General features: G+C 62.7%; 16 protein-coding genes. 11 read left to right on the top strand and 5 right to left on the bottom strand.

The genetic code is table 11. From position 1 onward, the window contains the following. Positions 1 to 79 precede the first annotated feature (79 nt). The 5 genes from QP803_RS11665 (at position 80) to QP803_RS11645 (ending at position 4,453) form a co-directional block, all read left to right on the top strand. Entirely contained in the window at positions 80 to 1,093 is a 1,014-nt protein-coding gene (locus QP803_RS11665) for a cation diffusion facilitator family transporter (RefSeq protein ID WP_284943650.1), read from the top strand. Positions 1,094 to 1,163: 70 nt separating this feature from the next. After that, on the top strand, positions 1,164 to 1,766 hold the full coding sequence (locus QP803_RS11660) for a GbsR/MarR family transcriptional regulator (RefSeq protein ID WP_284943649.1): 603 nt from the start codon (positions 1,164 to 1,166) through the stop codon (positions 1,764 to 1,766). Continuing rightward, on the top strand, positions 1,763 to 3,217 hold the full coding sequence (locus QP803_RS11655) for a cytochrome ubiquinol oxidase subunit I (protein ID WP_284943648.1): 1,455 nt from the start codon (positions 1,763 to 1,765) through the stop codon (positions 3,215 to 3,217). Before QP803_RS11660 ends, QP803_RS11655 begins: the two co-directional genes overlap by 4 nt. Next, positions 3,214 to 4,251 carry a cytochrome d ubiquinol oxidase subunit II gene (cydB, locus tag QP803_RS11650; RefSeq protein ID WP_434082843.1) on the top strand — a complete coding sequence of 346 codons (1,038 nt, stop codon included), beginning with the start codon at positions 3,214 to 3,216 and terminating at the stop codon, positions 4,249 to 4,251. The genes QP803_RS11655 and cydB overlap by 4 nt, the downstream gene beginning before the upstream one ends. Then, on the top strand, positions 4,235 to 4,453 hold the full coding sequence (locus tag QP803_RS11645; RefSeq protein ID WP_284943647.1) for a hypothetical protein: 219 nt from the start codon (positions 4,235 to 4,237) through the stop codon (positions 4,451 to 4,453). Before cydB ends, QP803_RS11645 begins: the two co-directional genes overlap by 17 nt. A gap of 30 nt (positions 4,454 to 4,483) precedes the next feature. On the opposite strand, the gene QP803_RS11640 is transcribed toward QP803_RS11645, so the two are convergent. The 3 genes from QP803_RS11640 to QP803_RS11630 all read right to left on the bottom strand — a co-directional run bounded on the left by QP803_RS11640 (position 4,484) and on the right by QP803_RS11630 (position 5,916). Next, positions 4,484 to 4,876 (bottom strand): hypothetical protein, encoded by a 393-nt coding sequence (locus QP803_RS11640; protein WP_284943646.1) that lies wholly within the window; start codon positions 4,874 to 4,876, stop codon positions 4,484 to 4,486. Positions 4,877 to 5,007: 131 nt separating this feature from the next. Further along, positions 5,008 to 5,298, bottom strand: coding sequence for a hypothetical protein (locus tag QP803_RS11635; protein WP_284943645.1), 291 nt, complete (start codon positions 5,296 to 5,298; stop codon positions 5,008 to 5,010). Between the two features lie 144 nt (positions 5,299 to 5,442). Next, positions 5,443 to 5,916, bottom strand: a complete 474-nt coding sequence (locus QP803_RS11630; RefSeq protein ID WP_284943644.1) for a nuclear transport factor 2 family protein — start codon at positions 5,914 to 5,916, stop codon at positions 5,443 to 5,445. 140 nt (positions 5,917 to 6,056) lie between these two features. Between QP803_RS11630 and QP803_RS11625 the strand changes: the two genes are divergently transcribed. Then, positions 6,057 to 7,358 carry an LLM class flavin-dependent oxidoreductase gene (locus QP803_RS11625; RefSeq protein ID WP_284943643.1) on the top strand — a complete coding sequence of 434 codons (1,302 nt, stop codon included), beginning with the start codon at positions 6,057 to 6,059 and terminating at the stop codon, positions 7,356 to 7,358. Between the two features lie 6 nt (positions 7,359 to 7,364). Here QP803_RS11625 and QP803_RS11620 read toward each other — a convergent pair whose 3' ends face one another. Together QP803_RS11620 and QP803_RS11615 are read right to left on the bottom strand one after the other, a co-directional pair. Then, on the bottom strand, positions 7,365 to 8,066 hold the full coding sequence (locus QP803_RS11620; protein WP_284943642.1) for a YbhB/YbcL family Raf kinase inhibitor-like protein: 702 nt from the start codon (positions 8,064 to 8,066) through the stop codon (positions 7,365 to 7,367). Continuing rightward, positions 8,066 to 9,316: a M20 family metallo-hydrolase gene (locus tag QP803_RS11615; RefSeq protein ID WP_284943641.1), complete on the bottom strand. Its 1,251-nt coding sequence runs from the start codon at positions 9,314 to 9,316 to the stop codon at positions 8,066 to 8,068. Before QP803_RS11615 ends, QP803_RS11620 begins: the two co-directional genes overlap by 1 nt. 231 nt (positions 9,317 to 9,547) lie before the next feature. On the opposite strand from QP803_RS11615, the gene QP803_RS11610 reads away from it, so the two are divergent. The 5 genes from QP803_RS11610 to QP803_RS11590 are packed head-to-tail and all read left to right on the top strand — an operon-like array spanning position 9,548 to position 13,235. Continuing rightward, positions 9,548 to 10,288 (top strand): SDR family NAD(P)-dependent oxidoreductase, encoded by a 741-nt coding sequence (locus tag QP803_RS11610; RefSeq protein ID WP_284943640.1) that lies wholly within the window; start codon positions 9,548 to 9,550, stop codon positions 10,286 to 10,288. Beyond that, a complete protein-coding gene (locus tag QP803_RS11605) occupies positions 10,285 to 11,043 on the top strand; it encodes an SDR family NAD(P)-dependent oxidoreductase (protein WP_284943639.1) in 759 nt (252 codons plus the stop codon). Before QP803_RS11610 ends, QP803_RS11605 begins: the two co-directional genes overlap by 4 nt. A 13-nt stretch (positions 11,044 to 11,056) precedes the next feature. Then, positions 11,057 to 11,938, top strand: a complete 882-nt coding sequence (locus QP803_RS11600; RefSeq protein ID WP_284943638.1) for a polysaccharide deacetylase family protein — start codon at positions 11,057 to 11,059, stop codon at positions 11,936 to 11,938. A gap of 5 nt (positions 11,939 to 11,943) precedes the next feature. Then, on the top strand, positions 11,944 to 12,255 hold the full coding sequence (locus QP803_RS11595) for a hypothetical protein (protein ID WP_284943637.1): 312 nt from the start codon (positions 11,944 to 11,946) through the stop codon (positions 12,253 to 12,255). Beyond that, complete coding sequence (locus QP803_RS11590) at positions 12,252 to 13,235, top strand: CobW family GTP-binding protein (protein WP_284943636.1); 984 nt, start codon at positions 12,252 to 12,254, stop codon at positions 13,233 to 13,235. The genes QP803_RS11595 and QP803_RS11590 overlap by 4 nt, the downstream gene beginning before the upstream one ends.

Raw genomic sequence — 13,235 nt, 5'->3', positions numbered from 1 at the left:
CGGCGAGGTTCGCATTGCGGGTGTCTTGTGAGGAAGGTTGCGGGGTCACGCAAGTGAAAGCAGCAGGTGGGCCTCTGCGATGAGCGGCGCGCATTCCCCAGATCACGACCATGATCACGACCATGATCATGGCCACGATCACGATGATCACGATCACGACGACCACGCGGGGCATGACCATGCCGGGCATAGCCATGCGGGCGGGCACGTTCACGCACCGGCCAATTTCGGTCGCGCCTTCCTGATCGGCATCGGGCTGAACATCGTCTTTGTCGTCCTGGAAGTCGTCTATGGCTTTCTCGGCGGCTCGGTCGCCCTCATGGCGGACGGCGCACATAACCTGACCGATGTGCTCGGGCTGGCGGCGGCCTGGCTGGCGACCGTCATGACCCGCCGCGCTCCCACGGCGCGCTTCACCTATGGTCTTGGTCGCAGCACCATCCTGGCGGCGCTGTTCAATGCCAGCCTGCTGCTGCTCGCGACCGGCGCCATCCTTCTCGAAGCCGTGGAGCGGCTGATCCATCCGCAGCCTGTCGCGGGCGTGACCGTCATGATCGTGGCCGCCATCGGCATCGTCATCAACGGCATCAGCGCCTGGCTCTTCGCCTCCGGCCGCAAGGGGGACATCAATATCCGCGGTGCCTTCCAGCACATGATGTATGACGCGCTCGTCTCGGCCGGCGTCGTGGTCGCGGCCCTGGTCATCGGCCTCACCGGCTGGAACCGCCTCGACCCCGCCGTCAGCATCGTCATCGCGGTGGTGATCGTCGCCGGCACCTGGGATCTGCTGCGCCAATCCATCGGCATGTCCCTGGACGAAGTGCCCAAGGGGATCGAGCCGCAGGCGGTGCGCAGTTTTCTGTGCGGCCTGCCGGGCGTGACGGAAATCCACGACCTTCATATCTGGGCCATGAGCACCACGGAAACGGCTTTGACGGGGCATCTCGTCATCCCCGGCGCGCATCCCGGCGACCTTTTTCTACGCACCACTTGCGAGGAATTGCGGCGCCGGTTTCGCATCGGCCATGCGACGCTGCAGATCGAGATCGATCCCAATACGCAATGCAGGCTCGCGCCGGACCACGTCGTCTGACCCTAGACGTGATTTGCCGTCAGAAGACTCAGCACGTAATGTAATTTCAGGAATTACTGAAAGTTCGGACGTGGAACTCTCGCCCATCACCCAGGCCTTCGTGCTGCACTTCGGCGAAATGGGCAGCCGCTGGGGGATCAACCGTACCGTCGGTCAAATCTGTGCCCTGCTGTTTTTGTCGGGGCGACCTTTGCCGGCCGATGAAATTGCCGAGCAGCTCGGCTTTTCGCGGTCGAATGTTTCTATGGGACTCAAGGAACTTCAGTCCTGGCGCCTCGTGCGCCTTCAGCATCTCACAGGCGATCGTCGCGAGCATTTTTCGGTGCCCGAGGATGTCTGGCAGATCGTGCGGACCCTCGCGGAGGAGCGGCGGCGGCGGGAACTCGATCCCACGTTATCCGTGCTGCGGGATCTTCTTCTCGACAAGGTCACGAGCGAGGGCGACCGCCACGCCCATGGCCGGATTCGCGAAATGCATGACCTCATCGAGTTGATCAAGACCTGGTCCGAGGATGTGCAGAAGCTGGAAACCGATCAGCTGGTCGAACTGCTGAAGCTGGGGGGGCGTGTCGTGAGACTGCTCGAACTAAAAAACCGGTTGCCGGTGATCGGGCGCGGCCGGCGCGAGATCCCGATCGACAATCCCCCTTTGGATGAGGAGTTCGCATCATGAGTGCCGCAGCCGCCGCCCCCGCGCTCGCGGTTCTTCTGGCCCGTGGCCAGTTCGGCTTCACCATCGCCTTTCACATCCTGTTCCCAGCCTTCTCGATCGGCCTCGCGAGTTACCTCGCGGTTTTGGAAGTCCTGTGGCTGATCACCGGGCGCGAAGCCTATATGGCGGCCTTCCGCTATTGGCTCAAAATCTTCTCCGTGGGCTTCGCCATGGGCGTCGTCTCTGGCCTCGTCATGGCCTATGAGATCGGCGCGAATTGGAGCGGCTATTCCTTCAAGGCCGGACCGATCCTGGGGCCGCTGCTGGCCTGGGAAACTCTGACGGCCTTCTTTTTGGAAGCCGGCTTCCTCGGCATCATGATCTTCGGCCTGGAGCGGGTGGGCAAGAAGCTGCACATGTTCGCCACCAGCATGGTGGCCATCGGCACGCTGATTTCCGCCACCTGGATCCTGATGGCCAATTCCTGGATGCAGACACCGGTGGGCTTCGCCATCGGCAAGAACGGCGAATTCGTGCCGACGGACTGGCTGGCGATCTGCTTCAACCCCAGCTTCCCGTTCCGCTGGGTCCATATGGTGATCGCCGCCTATATGTCGGTGGCCTTTGTGGTTGGTGCGGTCGGCGCCTTTCACCTGCTGCGGGATCGTCGCAATGAAGTCGCCCGGCTGATGTTCTCCATGGCGATGTGGATGGCGGCCCTCGGCATGCCGGTGCAAATCCTGGCCGGCGATGCGCAGGGTCGCAATACGCTGGAATATCAGCCAGCGAAGATCGCGGCGATGGAAGGTGACTTCACCACCCAGGCGGGCCAGCCGCTGGTGCTGTTCGGCCTGCCGAACGTCGCAAAAGCGCGCAATGACTACGAGATTGCCATTCCCAAGATCGGCTCGATGATCCTGACCCATTCCCTCGATGGATCGGTGAAGGGCCTCGATGCCTTTCCCAAGAAGGATTGGCCGGCCGTCTTCGTCACCTTCTGGGCCTTCCGTGTCATGGTCGGCATGGGCATGCTGATGTTTCTGCTCGGGCTGGTCAGCCTGTGGCTGCGCTTCCGCCGCAGGCTGTTCGACACGCCGCTGTTCCATCGCGCGGCCATGGTCATGGGTCCCGCCGGCTTCATCTGCATCCTGGCGGGATGGACGACGACCGAAACCGGCCGTCAGCCCTGGACCGTCTATGGCGTGCTCAGGACCGCTGACAGCGTCGCTCCCGTGACGGTGCATATGCTGCTGTTCTCCTGCATCCTGATTGTAGCGATCTATACCGTCGTGTTCGGGGCCGGCATCCGCTACCTTCTCGCCATGATGGCGAACCCGCCCAGCCTGTCGGAAGCGCCACCGGCAAACGATCCGCCACAGCGGACGCAGGGCATCACGCCTGGTCCGGCCGGTGGCGAGGGGAAGCGTCATGAGACGCGGCCCGGCGGCACATTTGGAGTACCGGCGGAATGATGTCCCTGATTTCAGGTCACCCGATTCTGCCCGTCATCTGGGCCTGCATCATGGCTTTCGTGATCCTGGCCTATGTCACGCTTGACGGCTTCGATCTCGGGGTCGGGATGCTGTTTCCGGTCGCACCCGATCCGCACGATCGCGATGTCATGGTCAATACCATCGCGCCGGTCTGGGATGGGAACGAGACCTGGCTCGTGCTTGGTGGCAGCGGCCTCTATGGCGCCTTTCCGGCGGCCTATAGCGTCATCCTGCCGTCGATCTACCCGCTCGTCATCCTGATGCTGATGGGCTTGATCTTCCGGGGCGTCGCTTTCGAATTCCGCTTCCGGGCGATCGAAGCCCAACGCCACTGGTGGGACTGGTCCTTCTTCGGCGGCTCGGTTATCGCCGCCTTCTGCCAGGGCGCCATCCTCGGTGCCTTAATCCAGGGCACGAAGGTCGTGAACTTCCAGTTTGCCGGCGGATCCTTCGATTGGCTGACGCCCTTCACCATCTTCTGCGGCTTTGCCGTGGTGCTGGGCTATGCGTTGCTCGGGGCAAGCTGGCTGCTATGGCGGACCACCGGCACGCTGCATGCCAAGATGCAGCGTCATACCTTCATCTTGGGCATCGTGATGCTGGCCATGCTCGCTATCGTCAGTCTCTGGACCGGATTGCTGAACGCTAACTTTATGCATCGCTGGTTCGCCTGGCCGGGCATTCTCGCAAGCGCGGCGGCGCCCATCCTATCCGTAGTCCTGGCCGTCATCTTCTTCCGGGGACTGGCGCATGACCACGCCGGCGAACATGACAGGGTGCCGTTCTTCTGTGCGCTCGGTTGGTTCGTGCTCGGCTTTCTCGGGCTGGGCTACTCGATTTTCCCGATGATCGTGCCGCCGTCTCTCGACATCTGGCAGGCAGCCTCCGTCCATTCCAGCCAGGTCTTCCTGCTGGTCGGGGCGGTGGTGATGATCCCGCTCATCCTCGGCTATAACGCCATGTCCTATTACATCTTCCGTGGAAAGATCGAACCCGGTGCCCATTACCATTGACCGTCCGAAGATGCGGCGGCCCGATGCCTTCGACCGCATCGCCGCCGTCGCCCAGAAGTTCCCCGCCACGCGGCGGATGGGGCAGGCCCTGCACCAACGCCCGACCCTGCGGCGATGGATGTGGTTCGCGTCGATCTATATCGTGAGCGTCATTGTCTTTGGCGCGGTGGCGTTCTTCCTGAATGCGATCGTGCCGAAATAGGCATTGGCGACCGGCCCCGAGAAGGTCAGCCTAATCGGCTGGTTCTAACTCAGGTGCGGCTGGCTTAGGGAGTTGCCCGGCCGGGAAGTCCCGCAGCTTCTTGACGGTCACGGTGATTGGGCCGCCATCGGTGTGGAGAAGGGCGGTTTCGCGGCCGTCCTGAAGAACACCGCGGACGGAAAAGGTCCGACCAGCCTTCAACGACGGCCCGCCGACAACGACATAGGGGCCGGCGATTGAGGTTGTCGCCATCAGTTTGAGGACCAGCCCGTCGAACTCCTCATCTTGCACATAGCTGCCCTCATAGACGCCGCCAAAGGCGTCTGCCCCGATGACGATGCCGGCGTGGAAGACGAGGATACCGATCACGGGCGGGCCTTTCGGCGCGACGTAGGTGATCTGCCAGAAGCCATCCATTCTCACGCGACCCACTCCCCTGCGGCACTCATGATGCCTGCTCTCACGGCCGCTCACGTCGGTGTTACGGCGTGATCGTGTCAAACTGAAGCTTTTTAGTGCCTCAGCGTACTAAAATCGCATGTGGAGGGCGGAGGTCAGCGGACTCGTGTCAGACGGACTTTAAGGGGCGCAATCTCCCGCGCGTCCTTCACTTGGTATCGGTGGGCTTTGCCACTGCCGTCCTTGAAGGCGAGGGAACGCCACTCCTGTCCGGTCAAACCGTCACTGTGATGGACCGACACGAGGAAAAATGGCGGTGCATTACCGTCCCATGTCTGGATGTACTCCACCCATCGGCACGGCAGAACAAGGCTTTCATGCTGGCCATCGACATCCTGGGTCGTCAGCGTGATGTCTTGCGCGGCCCATCCGGCGTCATGGTCCATCAGCAACCCCCGGTGCGAGTGCCAAAGCTGGCTGGTGCCCTTTATGACAGCAAACACCGTCCCAAACACTTGCATGGATTGGGGCGGCAACGCACCGAAACGTCCTGGGGCGGACAAGCGCAGCGTATTCCGCCCTGCCCACCCTCACAGACCGAGGTCGGACAGTTCCGGGTGGTCCGCTGGGCGCGGCGCATCACGCGGCCAATGGAATTTGCGTTCGCCCTCGGTGATCGGCAGATCGTTGATCGACGCGTGGCGCGCCCGCATCAGGCCATGGGCGTCGAACTCCCAGTTTTCATTGCCATAGGCGCGTACCCAACTACCGGCGCCATCGGTGAATTCATAGGCGAAACGGACGGCGATGCGGTCACCGGTGAAGGCCCACAGCTCCTTGATCAGGCGATACTCGCGCTCATGGTCCCATTTGCGGGTCAGGAAAGCGACGATGTTCGGGCGCCCTTGCAGAAATTCGGACCGGTTCCGCCACAGGCTGTCGGTGGTATAGGCGAGCGACACCCGTGCGGGATCGCAACTGTTCCAGCCATCCTCGGCGGCGCGCACCTTGCGGATGGCCGTCTCACGCGTGAAGGGCGGAAAAGGCGGACGATCCTCGGACATGGTATTCCCTTGTGCCTGATGACGAGACCAATCGGTACAGACCGCAGCGCCCTCGGTCAAAGATTCCAGGCACCGATCTTGCTTTCTCTGAACGCAGATCTCCCCCGACGATTGGATCCCTGATGCAAGCGAAGCGGCAAATGCACTTGGTCGCCTTCCTCATGACCGGGCCGACCTGCCACCATCACGGCGCCTGGCGACACCCGGAATCCGATATCGAGGATATCCTCAGCCCGACGCGCTATGAGCACATCGCGCGTGTCTTGGAAGCGGGCAAGTTCGACAGCCTGTTCTTCGCCGATATCCTCGGGATCTACGATCTCTATAACGGTAACTTCGACACCATGGTCGGGCGCGGCGGCCAGGTTTGCATGCTCGACCCCGCGATGGTCTTGCCGATGATGGCGCGGGTCACCAGCCACATCGGCCTCGGCCTGACCTATTCCTCGACCTTCAACCATCCGTATCAGATCGCACGCATGATGGCCTCGCTGGACCATCTGAGCGCTGGACGCGTGGCCTGGAACGTCGTTGCCTCCACCTCCACGCTGGAGGCGCGGAATTTCGGCATGGAGGAGATGCCCGGCCGCGCCCAACGCTACGATCGCGCCGATGAGGTGTTGGAGGCGTGTTTCGCGCTGTGGGACAGTTGGGAGAAGGGTGCGCTGCTGCTGGACAAGGCAACAGGCGCCTTCGCCGATCCGTCGAAAATCCATTACGTCGATTATGCCGGCAAATGGATCAAGAGCCGTGGCCCGCTCACCACGCCGCGCAGCCCGCAGGGCCATCCCGTGATCATGCAAGCCGGGAGTTCCGAACGTGGGCGGGATTTTGGCGCGCGCTGGGGAGAGATCATCTTCACGCTCCAGCATCATAAGACCGACATGCAGGAGTTCTACAACGACTTCAAAGCCCGCATGGCGCTGCGGGGCAGGGCGCCCGAGGAATGCGTCATCCTGCCGTCGATCGACGTGGTGATCGGCGAGACTGAGTCGATTGCCCGCGCGCGTGCGGATTACGTCAATGGCTTGGTCGATACGCAGCTCGGCATGGCCCAAATCTCCGGCCATATCGGCATCGATCTATCCAAGCTCGATCCCGATCAGCCGCTGGCCGATCTTGCGTTGGAGGAAGGGTCTCGCGGATCCTTCGACGTCATTCTGCAAGGCACCAAGGCGGAAGGTCTTACGCTGGGAGAGGCCGCGCGCCGTTTCGCCACCAGCGAGCTGTGTCCGCAGCTTGTCGGCACGCCGGAGATGATCGCCGATCGACTATGCGATCTGTTCGACGATCACGCCTGTGACGGCTTCGTGCTGACGCCGACCACATTCCCCGGCATGTATGAGCAATTCTGCAAGACGGTGGTGCCGATCCTGCAAAAGCGTGGTGTTTTCCGGACGGAGTATACAGGCAGCACATTGCGCGCGCATCTGCGTGGATAGTGCGCCTCAAGGCGGAGGCGCGAGCCTTCCCGTGCCATAGCCCTGGTGCCAAAATCCGGAAACATCGTTGCCGTGGAACGGCTTTCCGGAAAATGGCGAGTCCGAGGTGTAGATGACGACAAAGACGTTGGACGCTACGGGCTTAGTGAGGTGATAGTGTTCGAGGAAGGCTGCATACCGAAAATTGGTGATCGGACCAGCCACGGGTTCGACCTTGAGGTCTCCGTCTTGTTCAAATAGATAGACGCCATAGCGATCTGACACGACCGGAATATTCGGATCCCGATACGGTTGCAAAACCGTTACGCGTGACGCGGCGTCGGCCTCGCGGTAGCCGCGACCGCGCAGAAGATCACCGGGGATATTCGCCACGATCCAATGCCGCACCGGCGCGTTGTCTCCGGGCGGCACATGGTCCGGCCAGGAACCATGGGCGTTCCCATCGAAGTCGATCATCGTCAAGGCATAGAGCGCTCCCGCCTTGGCCTGCGGCCAGCGCACGACGGGCGCCGTCGGGATATCCGTTTGCAGGAACAGGTTTCCGCACTCCACCGCACCGCTATAGTGATCGCCCCGGATCGCGAAACTCACCTCCAGCGGCGGCGCGGAGCACGCGTAATCGAACGCGCCCGCCCTGGCGAGGCGTGGCGCGCCCAAGATTGCGCCGCAGGCCATCAGGACGGCGGCGAGGCGTGCTTGACTCATCATCAGGACGCCAGTTCCATCAATGTCCAGGCGAGCACGCGCGCGCCGGATTCCAGCTGCTCCGGTGACGAATATTCCGCCGGATTATGGCTGATGCCCTTGTGGCTGGGCACGAAGATCATCGCCGAGGGACACACGCGATTGACGAATTGCGCGTCGTGGAAGGCGCCGGACGGCATGCGCCGGCAACCGACCTGAAGGGCAGTCGCCGCCTGCTCGATCATGCTGACAAGATCGGGATCAAACACGGATGGGGGCGCATCGAATGTTTCGCGCAGGTCGATGGTGACATCGCCGGCGGCGGCCTCGATCACGCCAAGTATGGCATCGCCCCGCGCGCGCAGCACAGCCGCGTCGGGGTGGCGCAGATCGATGGTGAAGACCACGCGTCCGGCCACGCTGTTGGAACTGTTCGGTTCCACCTGCAGACGCCCGATGGTGAAGCGCAGCACATCATCGGGATCGTCCATGATCGTGTTGAGGGCCGTGGCGACGCGAACGAAAGCCTGCATCGCGTCCCGCCGCAGCCGCAGCGGCGTGGTGCCCGCATGGGCGGAGTCGCCTGTCAGCGTCACCACGAACCAGCGACTGCCCTGGATGCCGGTGACCGCGCCGATGGCGAGCCCCTCGCGTTCCAAGAGCGGCCCTTGCTCGATATGCGCCTCGATATAGGCGTGCGGCGTGGTGCCGCCGAGGGCGCGACGCGGCACATCCGCTTCCGACGCCAAAAGCTCGGCCAGCGCATCGCCGAAGCGCAGGCCCTGCGCGTCCGTGCTATCCGAGAAAGTTTCGATCTCGCTATGACCGGACCAGGCCATGCTGCCCATGCAGCCGGGGCCGAAGCGACTGCCTTCCTCATTCGTCCAAGCCACCACTTCCATCGGCCGCCGCGTCGTCACGCCACTGTCCTGCAGTGCGGACATCACTTCCAGCGCCGCGAGCACGCCATAGATGCCGTCGAAGCGGCCGCCCTGCGGCTGCGTATCCATATGGCTGCCGCTCAGTACGGGGGCTGCCGCGGGATCGGTGCCCTCCCGTCGCAGCCAGAGATTGCCGGCGGCATCGACCGAGCAGGTCGCGCCGGCCTCCTCGGCCCAGCGCATGACGATGCGCCGCGCGTCTCGGTCGAGTGGTGTCAGGCAGGCGCGATCAACGCCGTCCCCCGCAATGGCGCCGAGCTTGGCCATGTCCATCAACCGCTGCCATTGACGGGCACCGTCCACCGCTGCCGCCACGCGCTCACTCAAAGACATGCTGTTCCCGTGATCCTCACCCGTTCCAACCTATCGCCTGCTGACACGGATCGCCAAGCGCGCCGTGCGGCGCGCTATTTCCCTCAGCCTTACGCGATATGGCTTAAAAAAGGGCAGTCAGCGTCATCTATTGCTTGAAACGTGGGCTTTGCGCATTGTTGTGTCCAAAAACCAATCATGATAGGCGAGTTTCATGATGATGAGACTGCGACGTGCGGAAGGACTTGCCTGATGGCGCGTCGCCTTGAAGACCATATCGCCATTGTCACTGGGGCTGGGTCCGGCATTGGGCGCGCCACCGCCATGCGCCTTCACGCGGCGGGGGCGCGGGTGGTTGTGGCCGATCTCAATGCCGAGACGGCCGCGGCGGTTGCCTCCGCACTCGGTGAGCGGGCGGTGGCCGTGACGGTCGATGTCAGCGATCCCGCCGCCGTCACCGCTATGGTCGCGGCCTGCGAAGCCGCTTTCGGCACCTGCACGCTGCTTGTCAATAATGCAGGCATCGTCCATCAGGCGCCGTTCGAAACGCTGGAGTTGGAAGATTGGGACCGCATGATCGCGGTACATCTGCGCGGCACCTTTCTGTGCACCCGCGCTGTGATCCCCGCGATGTTGGCCGCCGAGGACGGCGTGATCGTCAATATCGCAAGTCAGCTTGGCCAAATCGGCGGTATCGACCTCTGCCATTACAGCGCCGCCAAAGCCGGCATCATCGGTCTGACAAAATCCTTGGCGCGGGAAGTCAGTGCGCGGGGCGTGCGTGTGAATGCCGTGGCGCCGGGACCGATCATGACCGATCTTTCGATGCGCTTGTCGGAAGAGTGGCGGCGGACCAAAGCGGCGGAATTGCCACTGGGTTATTTCGGGGAGCCTGAGGATGTGGCCGAGACGGTCGCGTTCCTGGCCTCGCCCGCGGCGCGGATCTATGTCGGCCAGACGTTGGGGCCGAATTCAGGGGATGTGATGCTGTGACAACCAAGACCGTTCTCATCACGGGTGCCGGCATCGGCATCGGCCGGGCGACGGCCATCGCCTTCGGCCGTCTCGGCGCGCATGTGCTGGTGACCGATGTCTTGACGACGCAAGGCGAAGCGGTCGCGGAGGAGATCCGCGCCGCCGGCGGCAGCGCGAATTTTCATGCCCTTGATGTGACAAGCACCGAGGCGGTGGAGGCGGTGTTTTCCCTCGCGGAAGCTGAACACGGTGGCATCGACACGGTGATTGCCAATGCCGGCATCGCCCGTCGCGTGCCGATCGATCGGATGACGGATGACCTTTGGGACCGTACCATCGATGTCGATCTCAAAGGCGTTATGCGCGTCTTTCGCCGGGCCGTTCCCGGCATGCGCGCGCGGGGCGCGGGGTCCTTGGTCGCCCTCTCTTCCATCATGGGCATCGCCTATGGCTGGGACGAGCATATCCATTATTCGGCAGCGAAATCTGGCGTCGTTGGTCTGGTGCGCGCTTTCGCGGTGGAGCTCGCCTCCCAGGGCATCCGCGTCAACGGCATCGCGCCGGGCTATATCCGCACGGCGCAGCTGCTCTCGGAGGAGCATTCGCTGGGTGCGGTCGGCGCGGAGGAAGCGCCGGCCTTCATTCCCATGGGGCGCCTGGGCGAGCCGGAGGATATCGCGGATGTGATTCTGTTCCTCGCCTCGACGGCGGCACGCTATATCACCGGCCAGGTCATCGTCGTCGATGGCGGACTTCTCGTCGGCCGGTATTGAGGGAGACGCGACCATGGCCAAGGACATACTCTGCGGTTTCGGCATCGACGTGGACGCCGTCGCCGGCTGGCTCGGCTCCTATGGCGGGGAGGATAGCCCCGACGATATCAGCCGTGGACTCTTCGCCGGCGAAGTCGGCAGTCCGCGTCTCCTGAAAATGTTCGATCGCTTCGGTATTAAGACGACATGGTTCATTCCCGGCCATTCGATCGAGACCTTCCCGGAGCAAATGCAAGCCGTGGCGGATGCCGGCCATGAGATCGGCATTCACGGCTATAGCCACGAAAACCCGATTGCGATGACACGCGACCAGGAGGAGACGGTGCTCGACCGCTGCATCGACCTCGTGACGAAGCTCGCGGGCAAGCCACCGACCGGCTATGTCGCCCCGTGGTGGGAGTTCAGCCCGGTCACCAACGAATTGCTGGTCGAGCGCGGCATCAAATACGATCATAGCCTGATGCATAACGACTTCACGCCCTATTACGTGCGCGTCGGCGATGAGTGGACAACGATCGACTATTCGAAGAAGCCAAAAAGCTGGATGAAGCCGCTCACGCGCGGTACGGAAACCGGGTTGATCGAAATTCCGGCCAATTGGTATCTGGATGATTTGCCGCCGATGATGTTCATCAAGAAGGCACCGAACAGCCACGGCTTCGTCAATCCACGCGATATTGAGCAGATGTGGCGCGATCAATTCGACTGGGTCTATCGCGAAATGGATTACGCGGTGTTTCCGATCACCATCCATCCCGATGTCTCCGGCCGACCCCAGGTGCTGCTGATGTTGGAGCGTCTGTTCGACTACATCAAAGGTCATGAAGGCGTGCGTTTCGTGACGATGAATGAAATGGCGGATGATTTCGCCGGCCGTTTTCCGCGCCAGGGCTGAAGGTCATGTGCGGCCTCTGCGGCATCGCGGGGACCGCGCCGCATTGGACGGATGGCGTGCCGGCGCCATCCGCGCCCGATACGCCGACCCGGCGACGAGACCGGCAGGCGCGGGTGCGCGGCCTCAATCGCGTGCTGCGGCCCTTCGGCCTGACGGCGTCGGATTGGCAAGGCAATGCCTATGTCATCGCCACACAAACGGGCCGGTCGGAGATCGTGGCCGATACCGCACATCTGTGGCAGGCAGCGGCACGTCTGCGTGGCCGCGCCTGTGATCCACTCGACCTCGATCTTCTCGACCGTCTCGAAGCGCTATGATGGAGACCGAGCACCTGCCGTTGCATCTGATCAGCGGATTCCTCGGCAGCGGCAAGACCACCTTGCTGCGGCGTATGCTGGATACCCCGGCGCTGGCGAACAGTGCCGTTCTGGTCAACGAACTCGGTGAAATCGGTCTCGACCATCATTTGCTGCGGCATCTGGATGGGGAAACGGTGTTGCTGCGCAATGGCTGCATCTGCTGCACGGTGCGGGACGATCTCGGCGCGGCGCTCAAGGACCTGCTGCACCGCCGCGCGCGGGGGGAAATACCGGATTTCCAACGCATCATCGTGGAGAGCACGGGCCTCGCTGATCCAGTGCCGATCTTGTCCACCGTGACCAGCGATGCGAGCTTGCGCCATCATCTGCGCCTCGGCCGTGTCGTCACCACCGTCGATGCCGTCAATGGCGCGATGCAGCTTGACCGCCAGCCTGAGACGGCGAAGCAGGTTGCGGTCGCGGACAATATCGTCATCACCAAGACCGATCTTGCGGCATCCACGGGGCTGATCGCGCGGCTGCGTGCCATCAACCCCGGTGCCGTTATCTCTGACGTCGCCTATGTCGAGATCGCGGACCTTCTCACCGAGCCGGAAACACGCAGCGAAGCCATCCGCTGGACGGCGCCGATGTCACGCTTCCAATCGGCACCCGCCCATGAAGCCAGCATCGAAAGCTTTTGCATGGTCTTCGATCATGCGATCGATTGGGTGACGCTGGGCATCTGGCTGACGATGCTGGTGCAAGCGCATGGCGAGCGCATCCTGCGTGTCAAAGGTTTGCTCGATATCGCGGGCTCGCCGCACCCGGTCTTTATCAATGGCGTGCAGCATGTCATGCACCAGCCGCAACATCTTGACGCGTGGCCCGACAGTGATCGGCGGTCGCGGCTGGTTTTCATCGTGCGCGATCTGTCGCGTACGCTGATCGAGCGGTCCTGCCGCGCCTTCCTTGCCACTCAGCCTGAACACGCCTGA

It is taken from the genome of Acidisoma sp. PAMC 29798 (assembly GCF_030252425.1).
GTDB lineage: Bacteria > Pseudomonadota > Alphaproteobacteria > Acetobacterales > Acetobacteraceae > Acidisoma > Acidisoma cladoniae.
This window is presented reverse-complemented; position numbering and strand designations above follow the sequence as displayed.